This window comes from Microbacterium sp. zg-YB36, assembly GCF_024623575.2.
In the GTDB taxonomy this organism is placed as follows: Bacteria; Actinomycetota; Actinomycetes; order Actinomycetales; family Microbacteriaceae; genus Microbacterium.
Genome location: NZ_JANJFD020000005.1, coordinates 1 through 18,209, shown reverse-complemented (window position 1 = coordinate 18,209; position 18,209 = coordinate 1). Strand labels below are relative to the sequence as shown.

Annotated in this window: 23 protein-coding genes; 3 read left to right on the top strand and 20 right to left on the bottom strand. The window is 68.9% G+C overall.

Annotated features, from left to right (window positions below):
- Nucleotides 1-281 precede the first annotated feature (281 nt).
- Nucleotides 282-857 carry a hypothetical protein gene (locus tag NQ151_RS12055; RefSeq protein WP_257528216.1) on the top strand — a complete coding sequence of 192 codons (576 nt, stop codon included), beginning with the start codon at nt 282-284 and terminating at the stop codon, nt 855-857.
- A 273-nt stretch (nt 858-1,130) separates the two neighbouring features.
- Here the strand turns inward: NQ151_RS12055 and NQ151_RS12050 are convergent, their stop codons facing one another.
- From NQ151_RS12050 to NQ151_RS12040, 3 genes are all read right to left on the bottom strand, one after another.
- On the bottom strand, nt 1,131-1,826 hold the full coding sequence (locus tag NQ151_RS12050) for an endonuclease/exonuclease/phosphatase family protein (RefSeq protein ID WP_257528215.1): 696 nt from the start codon (nt 1,824-1,826) through the stop codon (nt 1,131-1,133).
- An 87-nt stretch (nt 1,827-1,913) separates the two neighbouring features.
- A complete protein-coding gene (locus NQ151_RS12045; protein ID WP_257528214.1) occupies nt 1,914-2,813 on the bottom strand; it encodes a tRNA pseudouridine synthase A in 900 nt (299 codons plus the stop codon).
- 50 nt (nt 2,814-2,863) lie between these two features.
- The gene (locus NQ151_RS12040) at nt 2,864-3,706 is read right to left on the bottom strand and encodes a universal stress protein (RefSeq protein ID WP_257528213.1); all 843 of its coding nucleotides are present in this window, start codon (nt 3,704-3,706) and stop codon (nt 2,864-2,866) included.
- A gap of 204 nt (nt 3,707-3,910) precedes the next feature.
- On the opposite strand from NQ151_RS12040, the gene NQ151_RS12035 reads away from it, so the two are divergent.
- The gene (locus NQ151_RS12035; RefSeq protein WP_257528212.1) at nt 3,911-5,818 is read left to right on the top strand and encodes an acyltransferase family protein; all 1,908 of its coding nucleotides are present in this window, start codon (nt 3,911-3,913) and stop codon (nt 5,816-5,818) included.
- A gap of 162 nt (nt 5,819-5,980) precedes the next feature.
- On the opposite strand, the gene NQ151_RS12030 is transcribed toward NQ151_RS12035, so the two are convergent.
- From NQ151_RS12030 to infA, 7 genes are all read right to left on the bottom strand, one after another.
- Nucleotides 5,981-7,006 carry a GNAT family N-acetyltransferase gene (locus tag NQ151_RS12030; protein ID WP_257528211.1) on the bottom strand — a complete coding sequence of 342 codons (1,026 nt, stop codon included), beginning with the start codon at nt 7,004-7,006 and terminating at the stop codon, nt 5,981-5,983.
- A 100-nt stretch (nt 7,007-7,106) separates the two neighbouring features.
- Nucleotides 7,107-7,685: a 50S ribosomal protein L17 gene (rplQ, locus tag NQ151_RS12025; protein WP_257528210.1), complete on the bottom strand. Its 579-nt coding sequence runs from the start codon at nt 7,683-7,685 to the stop codon at nt 7,107-7,109.
- Between the two features lie 79 nt (nt 7,686-7,764).
- Nucleotides 7,765-8,754: a DNA-directed RNA polymerase subunit alpha gene (locus NQ151_RS12020; protein ID WP_257509096.1), complete on the bottom strand. Its 990-nt coding sequence runs from the start codon at nt 8,752-8,754 to the stop codon at nt 7,765-7,767.
- A 166-nt stretch (nt 8,755-8,920) separates the two neighbouring features.
- Nucleotides 8,921-9,319, bottom strand: a complete 399-nt coding sequence (gene rpsK, locus NQ151_RS12015; protein ID WP_023954078.1) for a 30S ribosomal protein S11 — start codon at nt 9,317-9,319, stop codon at nt 8,921-8,923.
- A gap of 40 nt (nt 9,320-9,359) precedes the next feature.
- Complete coding sequence (gene rpsM, locus NQ151_RS12010; protein WP_257509095.1) at nt 9,360-9,734, bottom strand: 30S ribosomal protein S13; 375 nt, start codon at nt 9,732-9,734, stop codon at nt 9,360-9,362.
- A 148-nt stretch (nt 9,735-9,882) separates the two neighbouring features.
- Complete coding sequence (gene rpmJ, locus NQ151_RS12005) at nt 9,883-9,999, bottom strand: 50S ribosomal protein L36 (RefSeq protein WP_257509094.1); 117 nt, start codon at nt 9,997-9,999, stop codon at nt 9,883-9,885.
- A gap of 71 nt (nt 10,000-10,070) precedes the next feature.
- Nucleotides 10,071-10,292, bottom strand: coding sequence for a translation initiation factor IF-1 (infA, locus tag NQ151_RS12000; protein WP_017201569.1), 222 nt, complete (start codon nt 10,290-10,292; stop codon nt 10,071-10,073).
- A gap of 396 nt (nt 10,293-10,688) precedes the next feature.
- Here infA and NQ151_RS11995 point away from each other — a divergent pair, with 396 nt between their 5' ends.
- A complete protein-coding gene (locus NQ151_RS11995) occupies nt 10,689-11,657 on the top strand; it encodes a hypothetical protein (RefSeq protein WP_257528209.1) in 969 nt (322 codons plus the stop codon).
- A 112-nt stretch (nt 11,658-11,769) separates the two neighbouring features.
- On the opposite strand, the gene NQ151_RS11990 is transcribed toward NQ151_RS11995, so the two are convergent.
- From NQ151_RS11990 to rpsH, 10 genes are all read right to left on the bottom strand, one after another.
- Nucleotides 11,770-12,447, bottom strand: a complete 678-nt coding sequence (locus NQ151_RS11990; RefSeq protein WP_257528208.1) for a DsbA family protein — start codon at nt 12,445-12,447, stop codon at nt 11,770-11,772.
- 11 nt (nt 12,448-12,458) lie between these two features.
- On the bottom strand, nt 12,459-13,289 hold the full coding sequence (gene map, locus NQ151_RS11985; protein ID WP_257509223.1) for a type I methionyl aminopeptidase: 831 nt from the start codon (nt 13,287-13,289) through the stop codon (nt 12,459-12,461).
- A gap of 4 nt (nt 13,290-13,293) precedes the next feature.
- The gene (locus NQ151_RS11980; protein WP_257528207.1) at nt 13,294-13,884 is read right to left on the bottom strand and encodes an adenylate kinase; all 591 of its coding nucleotides are present in this window, start codon (nt 13,882-13,884) and stop codon (nt 13,294-13,296) included.
- Complete coding sequence (gene secY / locus NQ151_RS11975) at nt 13,881-15,206, bottom strand: preprotein translocase subunit SecY (protein WP_257509090.1); 1,326 nt, start codon at nt 15,204-15,206, stop codon at nt 13,881-13,883. The genes NQ151_RS11980 and secY overlap by 4 nt, the downstream gene beginning before the upstream one ends.
- A gap of 101 nt (nt 15,207-15,307) precedes the next feature.
- Nucleotides 15,308-15,862 carry a 50S ribosomal protein L15 gene (rplO, locus tag NQ151_RS11970; RefSeq protein WP_257509089.1) on the bottom strand — a complete coding sequence of 185 codons (555 nt, stop codon included), beginning with the start codon at nt 15,860-15,862 and terminating at the stop codon, nt 15,308-15,310.
- A complete protein-coding gene (gene rpmD / locus NQ151_RS11965) occupies nt 15,862-16,047 on the bottom strand; it encodes a 50S ribosomal protein L30 (RefSeq protein WP_257509088.1) in 186 nt (61 codons plus the stop codon). Before rpmD ends, rplO begins: the two co-directional genes overlap by 1 nt.
- The gene (rpsE, locus tag NQ151_RS11960) at nt 16,047-16,751 is read right to left on the bottom strand and encodes a 30S ribosomal protein S5 (protein WP_257509087.1); all 705 of its coding nucleotides are present in this window, start codon (nt 16,749-16,751) and stop codon (nt 16,047-16,049) included. Before rpsE ends, rpmD begins: the two co-directional genes overlap by 1 nt.
- Nucleotides 16,748-17,107, bottom strand: coding sequence for a 50S ribosomal protein L18 (rplR, locus tag NQ151_RS11955; RefSeq protein WP_257509086.1), 360 nt, complete (start codon nt 17,105-17,107; stop codon nt 16,748-16,750). The genes rpsE and rplR overlap by 4 nt, the downstream gene beginning before the upstream one ends.
- 2 nt (nt 17,108-17,109) lie before the next feature.
- Nucleotides 17,110-17,646 carry a 50S ribosomal protein L6 gene (rplF, locus tag NQ151_RS11950; protein ID WP_257509085.1) on the bottom strand — a complete coding sequence of 179 codons (537 nt, stop codon included), beginning with the start codon at nt 17,644-17,646 and terminating at the stop codon, nt 17,110-17,112.
- Between the two features lie 5 nt (nt 17,647-17,651).
- A complete protein-coding gene (gene rpsH / locus NQ151_RS11945) occupies nt 17,652-18,050 on the bottom strand; it encodes a 30S ribosomal protein S8 (protein ID WP_257509084.1) in 399 nt (132 codons plus the stop codon).
- Between the last annotated feature and the right edge of the window lie 159 nt (nt 18,051-18,209).

The window sequence follows — 18,209 nt, the reverse complement described above, 5'->3', positions numbered from 1 at the left end:
TGCTGACGAACCCGAAAACCGCGTATTTCCGCGCCCTTAGCGGTTCCTTGGGGGTTTCTTGCGGTCGCCGTCACTCAGCGAATGCGGCGGTGCCGGGAGCCTCTGAAACGGGTGCCTTCGTGCACTCTTAACACAAATGAAACCACCCGAATTTGCGCCGACACCGGTTTTACCCCAATACTGACTAAAGAAGTCTCCTTCCTGACTCTTAACACAAGCATTTCAGAGTTGTCAGGGAGCCCCAGCAAGCACAGACCCCCCTGACCGAAAGCACTGAAGCCATGAATAAGACACTTAAGGCGGCCACGGCAGCGACTCTGCTCGCTGGCGCATTCGCCCTCGCCATCCCCACCGCCGCGCACGCCGCATATGTCGTTCCGCCGGCCGACGTCACCGTCGAAGACGCCACTGTTGCCCCCGGCGGCGTGGTTGAGCTTGAGGTCGCCGACGACACCTTCCGTCCCGGCTCCGACGTGGTCATCTCGCTGACGGGTGAGAACGCCAGCGGCGCCTCGCTCGCATTCGTCAAGTTCGCCGTCGAGACCGCGACGCTCGGCACGGTCGACGCCGCAGCCGACGGCTCGCTCAGCGCCGACATCCGCCTCCCCAGCAACGCGATCGGCCAGTACACGGTGCGCGCGTCCGGCGTGGACGCGAGCGGTGCCACCGTCACGGCCGCGGTCACGGTCACCGCGGTGACTGCAGCTGCCCCGGGCGGCGACACCCTGCCCGTCACGGGTGGCGACAACAGCGCCCTCCTCGGCCTCTGGGTCGGCGGCGGCGCGCTGCTGCTCGCCGGTGGCGGCCTGGCCGTCGCAGGCACGGTGCGTCGTCACCGTGCCCAGGCGACTGCCTGACCTTCGCCTAAACGAACAAGAACGCCCCGGACCTCGGTCCGGGGCGTTCTTGCGTCTGCGGGGGCGTTGAGCTTGGAGCGCCGCAGCCATATTTCTGACGCAACTTTGGCGCAAGAAGCGCAAGCGTCTGAGGCCGCCCGGTTCAATGACCAAGTGGCGACGTGGGGATCGCTACACAGGGGGGAAGCTGTCAGCCGGCCGAGAAGGTGGGGGGTCCGGCCGGCTGCAGCTGCCAAGGGCGCGGGGTGACGCTGCCCGGTGTCACACCATGCGTCACGCCGCGCCCTCCGGGGCACGCACCATGGACGGCTCGGCGGTCACGAGGATCGGCAGATGGTCGCTGAGACCCTGCGGAAGCGTCTTGACCCGCTCGATGTCGAATCCCACCGACGTCGCGAAGTCGTAGTGACCGCGGAAGAACTTGTACCGGGTGTACGTGCGCACATCACTCAGGGTCAGTTCATACCCCTGCTCGCGCACCTTCTGCCCGAGGCTCTCCTTGAACACCGGATAGTTGTAGTCGCCGACCATCAGGATCGGCAGCCCCTCGCCCAGATCGGCCAGCTCAGTGAGCGCCGTCTTGATCTGGTGCCGGCGCAGCGAGTTGAGCGCGGTGAGCGGGGCGGCGTGGAACGACGCGACGATGACCTCGCGGTTGTTGTCGATGTCCCGCAGACGCACGCCCAGCATCCGCTCCTCGGCGGGCTTGAGCACCCGGTCGTGCAGCGACTTCTTCAGCGACATCGACCGCGCCTCGACAGCGCGGTAGGTGTTGGCGCGGTAATACACCGCCAGGCCGAGGCGATTGCGATGGGTGGCATCAGCCAATTTCAGTCCACCGATGTAGTCGGGGATGCCGGCCGTGACGGCCTCTTGCAGGCACAGCACGTCGGCGCCGTGCTTCTCGACCAGATCGGTCAGTTCACCGGCAGCCCGGTGCTTGCGTAAGTTGTACGAGATCACCCTCATGGTGTCACCAGATTATGCCCGGCACCTGGTGCCCCGATGAAGGTTGCGCATGTGTCCGCTGAACGGGTAAGCCAGGGCCGGATGCCGCTACTCGACGACCCGACGCCGGCGCGTCTGCTCGGCGCGCACGGCCAGCAGCTCGTCCGCGGGGTAACCCACCTCGGTGAGGGTGAGCCCCCGGGCCGCGAACACTTTGAACTCGCTCGTGCGCGTGGCCCCATCGCGCAGCGCCACCACATCCCGCGGATCCAGGCGCCCCTCCCCCACGCCGACGCACGCTCCGACGAGCGCCCGCACCATGCTGTGGCAGAAGGCGTCGGCCCTCACGTTCGCCACGACGTCGGCCGTGTCGTCACGGCGCCAGTCGAATTCGAGGAGCGTGCGGATGGTCGTGGCCCCGTCCCGGGGCTTGCAGTACGCCGCGAAGTCGTGCAGGCCGATGAGCGAGCGGGCGGCGGCATCCATCGCCGGCACGTCGAGGCGGGTGCGCACCGTGGTGGTGCGGTGCCGCTGCATCGGGTCGTATCCGGTCACGGCATCCGCGATGCGGTACTCATAGCGGCGACTCGTGGCCGAGAACCGGGCGTCAAAGCCCTCTGGCGCCACGCTGGTGCGCCGAACGTACACGTCGGGGTACTGCCCCAGCACCCCGGCGATCCGACTCGCCAGTGCGGCGACGCGCTCTGCGTCGTCATCCGGCGGCGGCGCACCGTCGGCATCCGCCTGCGTCCCGCCCTCGCGCTCGGCGCGTCTGGCCCGCCGTGCCCGCAGCCGCGCGACCTGCGCGTCGGTGAGATCCAGGTGGGCCACCTGGCCGGTCGCGTGCACGCCGGCATCCGTCCGCCCCGCCACGACGAGCCGGGGCACACCGCCGAGGATCCGGGCGATGGCGTCTTCGATCGTTGCCTGCACGCTGCGAAGCCCCGGCTGCCGCGCCCAGCCGCGGAAATGCGTGCCGTCATAGGCGATGTCAAGACGGATGCGCACGCCACAAGCCTACTCAGCCGCCGTCCCCGCTCCGCTGCGTTTCGCCGGTGTCAGCGGGTGATGACCGTCACCGTCGCGACGCGCTGCAGCACCTCGTGGCTGATCGAGCCGAGCAGGAACCGCGCCACCGCACTGCGGCCTCGCGTGCCGATCACCGCGAGCTTCGCATCGGCGGCGAGCGCGTTGATCACCGCGGCGGGGTAGCCCTTCACGGCACGTTCGTCGATGACGAGGTCGGGGTACTGCGCGCGCAGGCCCGCCAGCGACAGCGCGAGGTTCTCCTCTGCGGTGCGCTGCATGTTCGCCAGGTACAACTCGGGGTAGACCATCGCGGCGTTGCGGGGCGCGGTGACCGGCGTCCACACGCACACCGCGATCAGCGGCTCGCCCAGGCGGTCGGCCTCGGCGGCGGCGAACCGGATAGCCCCCTCCGACACCGGCGACCCGTCGACGCCGACGAGCACGCCGGTGCGGTCGTGGATGTCGATGTCGGGCACCACCACGACCGGGCAGTGGGATGCAGCCACGACGCGGATGCCGTGGGCTCCGCGTGCCGGACCCGACCCCGGCCCCCGGTAGTCGCTGCCGATGACCAGCAGCGCCGCATTGGCGGATTCCTCCACGAGCACGTTCACCGGGTTTCCCGCCACCACACGTGTCGTGATGTGCACGCCGGAGGAGGCGGCCCGGGCGACTTCGGCCTCGAGCATGTGCCGGTGGGCATCGAGCACCGTCGCCATCACCGAGCTTTCGCCCACCGCCCCGATCGCGCCGCCCACCACGCTGACGAGTTCGACCTGCTGGCCCCGGTGGGCCGCCCGGCGCACCGCCCAATCGACGGCCCGACGGGTCACCGGGGCCTCGGTTACGCCAACAACGATCTTCTCGGTCATGTCTTCCTCCGTCAGATGGTGCGCTGCTGCCAGCCTATGACCGAACGCCCGCGTGCAGGGGGTGAGCTGTGCGCACCACTGCGGCGGCTCCCGGTGGCAACCCGGGGCGTGGGAGAGCCCCGACATACACTGGAGACGTCTTCCTCGAGCCGGTGCGCACAGCCCGCCCGAGGGTCCCCCGCCACACCCTCTGCGAGCTGTTTCTTGAACGCACCGCTGTCTTCGCGCGCCCGGCATTACGCGGGTCTGGACGGTCTGCGCGCGCTCGCGGTGACCCTCGTGGTGCTCTACCACGTGTTCCCGGCGTGGGGCCTGGGCAGCGGCTTCCTCGGCGTCGACGTGTTCTTCGTCATCTCCGGATTCCTCATCACGAGCCTCCTCCTACGCGAGCATGCGGATGCCGGTCGCGTTCGGCTCGGCGACTTCTGGCGCCGTCGTGCACGGCGCCTGCTGCCGGCCCTCGCGGTCGTCGTCACGGTGTGCGCGACAGCCGCGTGGCTCGTGGGCGCCGACCTGCTGGTGGGACTGGACAGCCAGCTGCTCGGGGCGGCGACCTTCTCGTCCAACTGGGTGTCGATCGCGGTGGGCAGCGACTACTTCGCCACGACCGCGCCCGAGCTGTTCCGCAACCTGTGGTCGCTCGCCGTCGAGGAGCAGTTCTACCTGTTGTGGCCGCTCGCGCTGCCGCTGTTCCTGGCGCTGAAGCACCGGGCCGCCCGGGTGGTTGTGGCATCCGTCCTCACGGCGGCATCCGCCATCGCCGCCGTCGTGCTGATGCTGGGCGGAGCCGACCCCACCCGCGTCTATTTCGGCACCGACACCCACGCCTTCGGCCTGCTGCTGGGCGTGACGCTCGCCTTCGCCGTCCGGGGTGTGCTTGACCGCACCGCGCACACCCACTCGTCCCGCACGGTCACCGGCATGACCGGCACGCTCGCCGTCGTCGGGATCGTGGCGCTCGCGGCCCTGCCGCCGCTTCCGGGCGCTCTGACGTATCCGGGCGTGCTCGTGGCGGCATCCGTGCTGACGGCCGTGGCGATCTGCTGCGCCATCTGGCCCGGCTCGTGGTTCGGCCGACGACTGGACGCCACGCCGCTGCGCTGGCTGGGGCAGCGGTCGTACGGGATCTATCTGTGGCACTGGCCGGTGCTGGTGCTGCTGGCCCACGCCGCCACCGGCCGGGCGCCCGACGCGGCCACCCCGCCGTGGGTGGGCGTGCTCACCCTGGCCGTCACGCTGGCAGCCGCCGCGGCGTCGTATCGCTGGGTGGAGATGCCCGTGCGCCGCCACGGCTTCGCCGGGTCGCTGCGGGCCCTGCGCGTGCGGCTGACGAGCACCCCGCAGCACCGGTTCGGCGCAGTGGCGGCCCTCATCGTCGGGGTGCTCGCGCTCGGCGGCACCACGGCGGCGCTGGCGGCGGCGCCCGAGCACACCACCGGTGAGATCGCGATCCAGGCGGGGCAGGCGGCGCTCGAGGCGGCGGAGGCCACCCCGGCGGCGGGGGCGGACGCGGGGGCGGATTCCGGGGCGGATGCGGCATCCGGCGCTCCCCCGCCGATCACCGGCGACCAGATCACGGCGGTCGGCGACTCCGTCATGCTCGCCTCCGCGCCGGCGCTGCTGCAGCGCTACCCCGGCATCGCGATCGACGCGGCGGTGTCACGGTCGATGTGGTCGGGGCCTGACATCCTGCGCGCCCTCGATTCCCAGGGCGCACTGCGGCCGGTCGTCGTGGTGGCTCTCGGGACCAACGGCGCGGTGTCCCGCGACGCGCTGGCGGAGATGGCCGGCATCGTCGGACCGGAACGGAAGCTGGTGCTGGTGGACGCCTATGCCCCGCGGGACTGGATCGACGGCGTCAACGGCGACCTGCGTGCGTTCGCGCGCGGGCGCGGCAACGTCGCCGTTGCGCACTGGAGCGGCGCGATCGCCGGCCGCACCGACCTGCTGGCCGGCGACGGCGTGCACCCGAGCCCCGCGGCGGCCGAGGTGTACGCGTCGACCGTGGCCGACACCGTGGACCGTCTCAACGTCACCCACGCCGCCCACCTGGTGCGCGCCGCGGGGCACGAGCGCGCGCGAGAGCTGGGCCGGCTCCTCCCCGCGGAGTGACGTCGCGGCATCCGCCCGTCGTCGGCGCCGTCCATCCCGGCATCCGCCGCTCCCCCCGAGAAACCGCTTCTCGGTCGAGAAACCACGCGATGCAGGGTTTCTCACCCGGATACTGGTTTCTCACCCGGGCGGGGGCGCGGCGCGGGCGCCGGCAGGCCCGCGTCAGTACCGGCGCACGAGGGCCCGGTCGCGCTCGGTCGTGACGAAGCCGAGCCGCTCGTACAGCGAGTTCGCGCCGGTGGGGCTCTCGGTGTCCACGTCGAGCACGGCCGCGCCCAGCCCGGCATCCGCCGCCGCGCGCAGCGTCCGCGCGATCACGAGCGGCGCGAGCCCCCGACCGCGGTGCGAGCGCACGACGCCGATGAGGTCGATGTAGGCGTGCGAGACGCCGAGGCTCTCCCAGTCGTCCTCGTTCACCGACGCGAGGCAGAACGCTACGATCCTGTCGCCTTCCAGCGCCAGGGTCGACAGCTCGGGGCGCAGGAACGGACCTCCCACGAACTTCTGCCACCGCTCCGGTTCGCTCGGCAGGCTCCCCCAGTGATCGCGGAAGGCGTCGTTGCGGGCCTCCAGGGCATCCAGGGCGCGCTCGGCGGTGTATGGCACCAGGGTGATGCCGTCCGGCGCCTCGCGCTGGTCCACCGGCGCGGCGAGGTCGCGCTGCATCGACGCGAACCAGCGATCCACATGGAACCCGCGCCGCTCGGCGATGCGCACCGCGTCGTCCTGCGTCTCGGCGGCGTGCAGCCGCACCTCGCCGGGCAGCGTCGACTCGGACTGGGACAACTGCTGCAGCGCCCGCTCGTGCTGCCAGGCCAGCAGGGCGGTGCCGATGCCGCGACGGCGCCAGTCCGGATGCACGGCGCCCTGCAGGTCGATCTGCATCCGCACCTCGCGGGACGGGTGCACGAACGAGCTGCCGACGGCCACCGGCAGCCCGTCGGCGGCGAAGCCGAGCACCGTGTCCTGGCCGTGGTCGATGTGCGTCAGTTCGAACGTGTCGGCGACGTCCTCACGCGGCGTCGTCCAGCTGGGGTGGTCGACGCGGTCGGATGCCGCGATGACGCCGTGCATCGCGTCGATGTCGTCCCGGGTGGCCATGCGCCAGGTGGCGACATCCGGATGCCGGGGCAGCTGCGGGTCCGCCACCGGGCCGATGCGCTGGGTCAGAGTCGTCGTATTGCTCACCGGTCCACCCTAGGGGGCCGGGAAACGCAGCGAGGCCCGCGCCTGGCGAACCAGGTGCGGGCCTCGGGTGCAGGATCGAGCGGACTCGACCCGAAAGGGATTACTCGGACTTCTCCTCGGCGGGAGTCTCGACAGCGTCCTCGGCAGCAGCCTCGGCCGCGGCGCCCTCTTCGGGCGACTCGGCGCCGGCCTCGTCGGCCGGGGTCTCCTCGGCGGCGGTCTCCTCGGCGGGGGTCTCTTCGACCTCTGCCTCAGCGGCCGGCTCCTCCGCAGCGGGAGCGGCAGCAGCCGACTTCTTCGCCGACTTCGGCTTCGGGTTCACGGGCTCGAGCACCAGCGAGATGACGGCCATGGGGGCGTTGTCGCCCTTGCGGTTGCCGATCTTCGTGATGCGGGTGTAGCCGCCCTCGCGGTCAGCGACCTGGGGGGCGATCTCGGTGAAGAGCGTGTGGACCACGGTCTTGTCACCGATGACCGACAGCACGCGACGACGCGCGTGCAGGTCGCCGCGCTTGGCGAACGTGATGAAACGCTCGGCCAGGGGACGCAGACGCTTGGCCTTGGTCACGGTGGTCGTGATCGAGCCGTGCGTGAACAGCGCCGCGGCGAGGTTCGCGAGAAGCAGGCGCTCGTGGGCGGGGCCGCCTCCGAGGCGGGGACCCTTGGTGGGCTTGGGCATGTCTATAACTCCAGTTGGAAAGAAGTGCGGTGCGGATGCCGCGACCAGGCGTCACGCCGAGGTCGCGGCATCCGGTAAATCAGATGGTCTCTTCGTCGTATCCGCCGTAGAAGTGCGCGCCGTCGAACCCGGGAACCGAGTCCTTCAGCGACAGGCCGAGCGAGACGAGCTTGTCGCGCACCTCGTCGACCGACTTCTGACCGAAGTTGCGGATGTTCATCAGCTGCGTCTCCGACAGGGCGACGAGCTCCGAAACCGTGTTGATGCCCTCGCGCTTGAGGCAGTTGTACGAACGCACCGACAGGTCGAGGTCCTCGATCGGCATCGACAGCTCGTTGGAGAGAACCGTCTCCACCGGCGCGGGGCCGATCTCGATGCCCTCGGCCTCGACGTTCAGCTCGCGGGCGAGACCGAACAGCTCGGTGAGGGTGCGACCGGCCGAAGCGACGGCGTCGCGCGGGGCCATGGAGGCCTTCGTCTCGACGTCGAGCACGAGCTTGTCGAAGTCAGTGCGCTCTCCGGCACGCGTCGCGTCGACGCGGTAGCTGACCTTGAGGACCGGCGAGTAGATCGAGTCGATCGGGACGACCCCGGCCTCGGCGTACTCGTTGCGGTTCTGGGTGGCCGAGACGTAGCCGCGGCCACGCTCGATCGTCAGCTCAAGCTCGAACTTGGCGGTGTCGTTGAGGGTCGCGATGACCAGCTCGGGGTTGTGGACCTCGACACCGGCGGGAGCCGAGATGTCGGCGGCCGTGACCTCGCCGGAGCCGGTCTTGCGCAGGTAAGCCGTGATGGGCTCGTCGCGCTCGCTCGAAACGACGAGCTGCTTGATGTTGAGGATGATCTCGGTGACATCTTCCTTGACACCGGGGATGGTGCTGAACTCGTGCAGCACGCCGTCGATACGGATGCTGGTGACGGCTGCCCCGGGGATCGACGACAGCAGGCTGCGGCGCAGCGCGTTGCCGATCGTGTATCCGAAACCGGGCTCCAGCGGCTCGATGATGAACCGGCTGCGGAACTCGCCGATCTTCTCCTCGGTCAAAGTGGGACGCTGTGCGATGAGCACGATGTGTTCCTTTCGATCACGTGACCGCTATATGACACGTGTGTGTGGTGAGGTGTTGAGTTGTGACGGATGCCGCGCCTCGCGGCATCCGGTATGCGTGCAGTCGTCAGGGCCGAGACCGGGCCGCGCGTGTACGCGGGGCCCGGGCTCGTGAACCTGTCGAGGATCAGACGCGGCGGCGCTTGGGCGGGCGGCAGCCGTTGTGCGCCTGCGGGGTGACGTCCTGGATGGAGCCAACCTCAAGACCGGCGGCGGTCAGCGACCGGATCGCGGTCTCGCGGCCCGAACCCGGGCCCTTCACGAAGACGTCGACCTTCTTGACGCCGTGCTCCTGGGCCTGACGCGCTGCCGACTCGGCCGCCATGCCTGCGGCATACGGGGTCGACTTGCGCGAGCCCTTGAAGCCCACGCCACCGGACGATGCCCAGCTGATGACAGCGCCGGACGGGTCGGTGATCGAGACGATCGTGTTGTTGAACGTCGACTTGATGTGGGCGTGGCCCAGTGCGATGTTCTTCTTTTCCTTGCGGCGCGGCTTGCGCGCGGCGCTCTTGGCCTGTGCCATGTTCTGCGTTCTCCCTAAATCCTGAGGCGCCGGCGGAGGCCTAGCGCGCCTTCTTCTTGCCGGCGACCGTGCGCTTGGGGCCCTTGCGGGTACGCGCGTTGGTCTTGGTGCGCTGGCCGCGCACCGGGAGGCCGCGGCGGTGGCGCACGCCCTCGTACGAACCGATCTCGATCTTGCGGCGGATGTCGGCGGCCACCTCGCGGCGAAGGTCACCCTCCACCTTGTAGGTGCCCTCGATGTGGTCACGGAGCGAGACGAGCTGCTCGTCGGTGAGGTCCTTGACGCGGATGTTTCCATCGATGCCGGTGGCAGCGAGGATCTCGTTGGAACGGGTACGGCCAACGCCGTAGATGTAGGTCAGGGCGATGATCACGCGCTTATCGCGCGGGATGTCGACGCCGGCAAGACGTGCCATGCGACTCTCCTAGGAGTGAGTGGAGGTGTGGAGCAGAATCGGTGCCCGGGCCTCCGCCCGAGGTGTCCCCTCTTGCGAGGTTCTGATCCTGCCGTGTGTGTTTGTTCAGTTGTGAGTCTGTGAGGCGGATGCCGCGGCATCCGTCCTGTCAACCCTGGCGCTGCTTGTGGCGGGGGTTCGCCTTGCAGATGACCATCACGCGGCCGTGGCGGCGGATGATCTTGCAGTGATCGCAGATGGGCTTGACGGAGGGCTTGACCTTCATGATGCTTCCTATTCGCTGTCTTCGCCGGGCAGGATCGCGCGAGCGACCTGGGGCGTTACTTCTCGACCGGTCTAGCGGTAGCGGTAGACGATGCGGCCGCGCGTGAGGTCATAAGGGCTGAGCTCAACGACAACGCGGTCCTCGGGGATGATGCGGATGTAGTTCTGCCGCATCTTGCCCGAGATGGTTGCGAGCACTTTGTGTCCGTTGCTCAGCTCGACGCGGAACATCGCGTTCGGGAGAGCCTCGGAGATCACACCCTCGATCTCGATGACACCGTCTTTCTTCGCCATACGCTCGCTTACAGTTATGCGGACCGGTCGGTCTGCGGTGGATGGGATTCGGTGCGGCGACACGCCAAAATAGGCGCAACGCACCAAACGTCAAGCATACGTGGTAGTACCGCGTGCGGCAACTCGGGCGTGTCGACGCGCCGCCTCGGGCGTGTCGCGCCGCACCCCGGCTGCCCGGGCCCGCGGCTATCGCGCCGCCCTCTCCCCCGAGAAACCACTTCTCGGGTGAGAAACCATGCATCGCGGTGTTTCTCATCCGAAACCTGGTTTTCCATCGGCGTCGGCGTCGGGCCCGTGCGCGCGGCGCTTCCTCCACAGGGCGCGGATGGGCGGTGCTGTCCCCGGATCGGGATGCGGGCGCCGACGCCGGATGCGGCGCGTGCGCACGCTGGGGACATGATACCGCTGCAGATCGCGCCCGCCCCCGTCATGCTCACGCTGCAGGGCGACGCCGCGCACGCCGGGCTGCGCGTCCGCGCGGGCGCGGCCGTGATCAGGGTGCGTCCGGGGGTTTACGCGCCCCGGGAGCAATGGGCCAGGCTCCAGCCGTGGGAGCGGTATCGAGCGCGGGTCCATGCGTTTCACCTCAAGCAGCCCGACGCGATCCTCGCCCTCGAGTCCGCCGCCGCGGCGATGGGCCTCCCCGTCTTCGGGGAGCCCCGCGACATTCACGTCTACGACCCGGAGCGCACCAGCTCCCGCCGCTTCGGCGACGTCTGCGTACACACCAGCGCCGATGCCAAGCCCGTCGAGCTGCGCGGCGGCATGCTGATGACGGCGCCGGCTGCCACCGCCGTCGACCTCATGCGGGTGCTGCCTCCGGCGTTCGGACTTGCTGTCGCGGATGCCGTGGTGTCGGCGAGCCGGCCCGATGCGGCATCCGTCGACCTGCTGCGTGAGATCGCCGGCTCGCAGGTGAACCGGCGTGGCAGCGCCCGCGTGGCACTGCTGCTGGAGCTGGTGGATCCGCGGTCGGAGTCCGTGGGCGAGACAGTCAGCCACGCGGTCATCGTCTGGCTCGGGTACGAGGGCCCCGAACTGCAAGTCGAGTTCGTCGCCGAGGGCTTCGTCGACCGGGCCGACTTCTTCTGGCGTCGCGCGAGCGTGATCGGCGAGTCAGACGGTTACGGCAAGTACGTCGGCACCGATGCCGCGGACACCGTGGCACGCATCGTGAACGAGAAGCAGAGGGAAGATCGCCTCCGCCGCCAGGTGCGCGAGTTCACCCGGTGGGATTGGGCCACGGCGATGCGCGTCGCCCCGTTGGACGAGCGACTCGGCCGCGCCGGCGTGCCGCGCGTGCGGCCCCCGCAGCGTGCGCTGCTGGCGACGCTGCGACACAACCCGCGGTCGCTGCCGAAGTGAGAAACCACCTCTCGGTCGAGAAACCACGCGGTGCGTGGTGTCTCATCCGAGAAGTGGTTTCTCAGCGCGGGCGCGGACGCGACGCGGCGCGGGCGCGGGCGTGGCGCGGGCGTTACATCCCCAGGCGGGACGTCAGGTCGGCGGTCACATCGCCGGTGATCGTGACGTACTCACCGTTCACCAGCAGCGTCGGGGTGCCGGCGGAGCCCTCGGGGCTCTCCGGCAGCTCCTGCGCCTGCGACAGCACGAAGTCCGCGTACGTCTCGTCGGCGATGCACTCGGCGGCGTCGGGGGCACCGGCATCCGCCGCGAACTGCGCGAGCTCGTCGTCGGTCAGGCCCTGCCCGGTCGGGTGCGTGGCGAAGACGGCGGTCATGAACTCGTACGCCGCCTGCCCGCTGGTCTCGGCGACGCAGTACATCGCGTTGGCCGAGCGGGCCGAGAACTCCGTGCCGGATGCCGCGTTGAGCGAGGCCAGCGCCACCGGCTGCACCCGCAGGGTGATGGCGTTCGAATCCACGAGCTCGCTGATCGTGGGTCCGTACGCATCCTCGAAGTCCTGGCAGTGAGGGCAGTAGAAGTCCATCCACAGCTCGACCTCGTCCGCGCCGTCACCGACGACGATCGCGCCGGTCTCGGCTTCGATCGAGGACCCCGTGGGGGCGGATGCCTCGGGCGAGGCGGCACTGTTCATCCACCACACCAGCGCTCCGACGCCGACCAGCACGACGACGACCGCGGCGCTGACCCATACCGCGAACCAGTTGGTCTTGTTCCCTGCCGATGCCACGAAGTTGTCCCCTATTCGATCCTGCGCGGGACAACGCCGAACGGCGCCAGACCCGCAGCTCCGCCATCGGGCGCCGTGAGCACCCAGATACCGCCATCATGCACTGCGACGCTGTGCTCCCAGTGGGAGCCGACTGAGCCGTCGATGGTAGAGACCGTCCAGTCGTCGTCCTCGACGAGAGTCTCTTCGCTGCCGGCGACGACCATCGGCTCGATCGCCAGGCATAGCCCAGGGCGGACCTCGGCGCCGAGGTCGGCCGTGCGGTAGTTGAACACCGACGGCGCCTCGTGCATCTTGCGTCCGATGCCGTGGCCCACGTAGTCGCGGAGGATCCCGTAGGTCTCCCCCGACGATTCGATGTACCCCTGCACGGCGTCGCCGACCTCGGCGATGTGCCGTGCGTTCGCCAGTGCGGCGATGCCGGCCCACAGCGACCCCTCGGTCACCTGGGACAGCCGCTCGCGCTCGGCCACCAGCTCGGGCCGCGACGGATCGGGCACGACGATCGTGATCGCCGAGTCGCCGTTCCAGCCCTGGTACTGCGCGCCGGCGTCGATCGAGACGATGTCGCCCGGTTGCAGCACGCGGTCACTCGGGATCCCGTGCACGACCTGCTCGTTCACCGACGTGCAGACGGTGTGGCGGTAGCCGCGCACCAGCTGGAAGTTCGACACCGCGCCGCGTGCACGGATGACCTCGGATGCCGCGGCATCAAGTTCCAACGTCGTCACGCCGGGTGCCACGAGCGCACGGACGGCGTCGAGGGCCGCGGCGGTGATGAGGCCGGGTTCGACCATGGCCCGCAGCTGTGCGGGGGTCTTGTAGATCGAGCGGCGCAGCACGTCGTCAGGCGCCGACGAGGTCGCGCGCGGCCAGTGCCGCGGTGACCCGCTCGGTGATGTCATCGAGCGTGCCGACGCCGTCGATCGTGTCGACGATGCCGCGCTCGCGGTAGACGTCGAGGATGGGCGCGGTCTCGCGCTCGTAGATCGACAGCCGCTTGGCGATGGCCTCTTCGGTGTCGTCGGCCCGGCCCTGCTCGTGCGCGCGACGCGTCAGCCGCGTCATGCTCTCGTCCCGCGGGACGCTCAGCTCGATGACGCCGGTGAGCTCCTCGCCGCGCGCGGCCAGGAAGGCATCGAGGTCGGCGACCTGACCGAGGTTGCGGGGATACCCGTCGAGGAGGAACCCGCCCGCGGCATCCGCCTGCGCCAGCCGCTCGCGCACGATCGCGCTGGTCAGCTCGTCGGGTACCAGGTCGCCGGCATCGATGATCGCCTGCACCTGCTTTCCGAGCTCGGTGCCGTCCTTCACGGCGGCGCGGAACACGTCGCCGGTGGAGATGACGGGGATGCCGAACGCTTCGGCGACGCGCACGCCCTGCGTGCCCTTGCCCGAGCCCTGCGGCCCGACGATGAGGAGACGAGGGGTGGTCATCGGAGGAGTCCTTCGTAGTGGCGCTGCTGCAGCTGCGCGTCGATCTGCTTCACCGTCTCCAGACCCACGCCGACGATGATGAGGATGGATGCCCCACCGAACGGGAAGTTCTGGTTCGCACCGACCGTGGCCAGGGCGATCAGCGGGATCAGGGCGATGAGACCCAGGTAGATCGAGCCGGGCAGCGTGATGCGGGTGAGCACGTAGTCCAGGTACTCGGCGGTGGGCCGGCCGGCACGGATGCCGGGGATGAAACCGCCGTACTTCTTCATGTTGTCCGCGACGTCGACCGGGTTGAACGTGATCGCGACGTAGAAGTAGGTGAATCCGACGATGAGCAGGAAGTACACCAGCATGTACAGCGGGTTGTCACCGGTGGTGAAGTACTGCTGGATCCACGCGACCCAGCCGGGCACGTTGCCTTCGGCATCCGGGTTCTGGTTGAACTGTGCGATCAGCGCGGGGATGTACAGCAGCGACGAGGCGAAGATGACGGGCACGACGCCGGCCATGTTCACCTTGATCGGGATGTAGGTGTTGGTGCCGCCATAGGTGCGGCGTCCCACCATGCGCTTGGCGTACTGCACCGGGATGCGGCGCTGCGACTGTTCGACGAACACGACGAGGCCGACGGTGAGCACGCCGACGGCGAGCACCATGAGGAAGATCTCGAAGCCGCGGGCCTGCCAGATCGACCACATGGCCGAGGGGAAGGTCGCCGCGATCGAGGTGAAGATGAGGATCGACATGCCGTTGCCGACGCCACGCTCGGTGATGAGCTCGGCGAACCACATGATGAGGCCGGTGCCGGCGGTCAGCGTGATGATCATGAGCAGCTGGGCCCACCACGCGTCGTTGGTGAGCAGCTGGTTGCACTCGGCGACGCCGGTGACGCCGAACAGCTGACCGCTGCGGGCCACCGTGATGAGGGTGGTCGACTGCAGCAGCGCCAGCGCGATGGTGAGGTAGCGCGTGTACTGCGTGAGCTTGCCCTGGCCGGCCTGGCCCTCCTTGTAGAGGGTCTCGAAGTGCGGGATCACCACGCGCAGCAGCTGCACGATGATGGTCGCGGTGATGTAGGGCATCACACCGAGCGCGAAGATCGACAGCTGCAGCAGCGCCCCTCCGGAGAACAGGTTCACCAGGGACATCAGGCCCTCGGTGCCGCCGGACTGCGCGAGACACGACTGCACGTTGGGGAAGTCGACGAAGGGCGTCGGCACGTGCGCGCCGAGGCGGTAGATGGCGATGATCGCGAGCGTGAAGCCGATCTTCCGCCGCAGGTCGGGTGTGCGGAAGACCCGCGCAATGGCGCTGAACAAGTCGGATTCCTCCAAGGGGATTGCCGGTCACCCCGCGGGCGCGGCATCAACCAGCGTACGGCAACAGGGGCCGGAGACTTGCTCCGACCCCTGTCACGCGATTACTTGATAGTGCCGCCAGCTGCGACGATCTTCTGCTCAGCAGAGCCGGAGACCTTGTCGACGGCCACGGTGAGCTTGACCGAGATGTCGCCGGTGCCCAGCACCTTGACCTTCTCGTTCTTGCGCACGGCACCCTTGGCGACCAGGTCGCTCACGGTGACGTCGCCACCGTTGGGGTACAGCTCGGCGAGCTTGTCGAGGTTGACCACCTGGTACTCGACGCGGAACGGGTTCTTGAACCCGCGCAGCTTCGGCGTACGCATGTGCAGCGGCATCTGACCGCCCTCGAAGCCGACCCGAACGCTGTAACGCGCCTTCGTGCCCTTGGTGCCTCGACCCGCGGTCTTACCCTTGGAGCCTTCACCACGGCCGACGCGAGTCTTGGCGGTGTTGGATCCGGGGACCGGACGCAGGTGGTGCACCTTCAGCACGCCGGGACGGGACGCCGGAGCATCCGTCTTCGGTGCAGCCTTGGCAGCGGCCGGCTTCTTAGCGGCAGCCTTCTTGGGCGCGGCCTGAGCGGCCTCGTCCTTCTTCTTGGCCTGTTCAGCCATTAGTCGATCTCCTCAACCTTCACGAGGTGGGCGACGGTCTTGACGTAGCCGCGCGTCTGCGCGTCGTCCGGACGGACGACAGTGTCGCCGATCCGCTTGAGACCGAGGCTGCGCAGCGTGTCGCGCTGGTTCTGCTTCTCGCTCACTTTGGACTTGGTCTGCGTGACCTTCAGACGGGCAGCCATCAGGCACCAACCTTCTTCTCGCGCGCGGCCTCGGCAGCAGCTGCCTCGGCGCGGATGAGACGGGCGGGAGCAACCTGATCGAAGTCCAGGCCACGGCGTGCGGCAACCGCACGCGGCTCCTCAAGGCTCTTCAGAGCCGCGACGGTCGCGTGCACGATGTTGATCGTGTTCGACGAACCGAGCGACTTCGAGAGCACGTCGTGGATGCCGGCGCATTCGAGCACGGCACGCACCGGACCACCGGCGATGACACCGGTACCGGCAGCAGCCGGACGCAGCAGCACAACACCGGCAGCGGCCTCACCCTGCACCGGGTGCGGGATGGTCGAGCCGACACGGGGCACGCGGAAGAAGTTGCGCTTGGCCTCTTCAACACCCTTGGAGATGGCCAGGGGCACCTCGCGGGCCTTGCCGTATCCGACGCCGACCAGACCGTTGCCGTCGCCCACGACCACGAGGGCGGTGAAGCTGAAGCGGCGACCACCCTTGACGACCTTGGACACACGGTTGATCGTGACGACGCGCTCGAGGAACTGGCTCTCGTTGCGGTCACGCGAGTTGCGCTCCCGGTTGGGGTTGCGCTCGCGACCGCCGCGACGCGGCTCGCGCTCGGCAGCCGCCGTCTCGGGCGCCGCTGTAGCGGCCTCGGCCGTAGCCGCAGCCGGAGCGGTTTCGGTCACTTCGTTCTCCTTGTTCTCGCTCACAGGTTCAGGCCTCCCTCGCGGGCGCCTTCGGCGATCGCGGCCACACGACCCGCGTAGCGGTTGCCACCACGGTCGAACACGACGTCGACGACGCCGGCGGCCTTCGCACGCTCGGCGACGAGCTCGCCGACCTTGCGGGCCTTGGCAGTCTTGTCACCGTCGAAGGTACGCAGGTCAGTCTCGAGCGTCGATGCCGACGCCACGGTGTGACCCTTGCTGTCGTCGACCAGCTGGACGAAGACGTGGCGGGCCGAACGGGTGACGACGAGGCGCGGACGCGCTTCGGTGCCGACGACCTTCTTGCGCAGGCGCGCGTGACGACGCGCACGTGCGACGGACTTGGAAGTCACAGCCATGGTTACTTACCAGCCTTTCCGGCCTTGCGCCGAACGACCTCGCCGGCGTAGCGCACACCCTTGCCCTTATAGGGCTCGGGCTTGCGGATCTTGCGGATGTTGGCGGCAGCCTCACCGACGGCCTGCTTGTCGATGCCGCTCACGGTGACCTTGTTGTTGCCTTCGACCGTGAACGTGATGCCTGCCGGCGGTTCGACCAGCACGGGGTGCGAGAAGCCGAGGGCGAACTCGACCGAGCCGCCCTTCTGTGCGACGCGGTAACCGGTGCCGACGACCTCAAGGCCCTTGGTGTAGCCCTGGGTGACGCCGATGATGTTGTTGTGGATGAGCGTGCGGGTCAGGCCGTGAAGCGACCGCGACTCGCGCTCGTCGTCGGGACGGGAGACCAGAACCTGGCCCTCCGTGACCGCGACCTCGATGGGGCGCGAAACGGTGAGGTTGAGCTCACCCTTGGGGCCCTTGACGGAGACATCCTGGCCGGAGACCTCGACGGTAACGTCGGCGGGGATGTCGATGGGAAGACGACCGATGCGGGACATTCAGATCACCACACGTAGGCGAGGACTTCCCCACCGACGCCCTTCGACTCGGCCTGGCGGTCCGTGAGGAGGCCAGAGGAGGTGGACAGGATTGCTACGCCAAGGCCGCCGAGCACGGTGGGGATCTCGGTGGAGCGTGCGTAGACGCGGAGACCCGGCTTCGACACGCGCTTGATGCCGGCGATCGACCGCTCGCGGTTCGGGCCGTACTTCAGGGTCAGCGTGAGGGTCTGGCCGACGCGGGCGTCAGTGACCTCCCAGCCGGCGATGTAGCCCTCCTGCTGGAGGATCTCGGCGATGTGAGTCTTGAGCTTGGAGCTCGGCAGCGACACGGAATCGTGGTGGGCCGAGTTCGCGTTGCGCAGACGGGTCAGCATGTCTGCGACCGGGTCTGTCATTGTCATGTGTTTGTTCCTTCGTTCACGAGGTTTCGGATGCCGTTACGCGACAGCCGACCTGCGATGATTTCGCAGTATTCAGTTGTACGGACGTTTGGTCCCGGACCGCAGGGTCCGGGCCCCAACGCCCCACGAGATAGGGGTAAGCCCGGGGGGCGTCGGCCC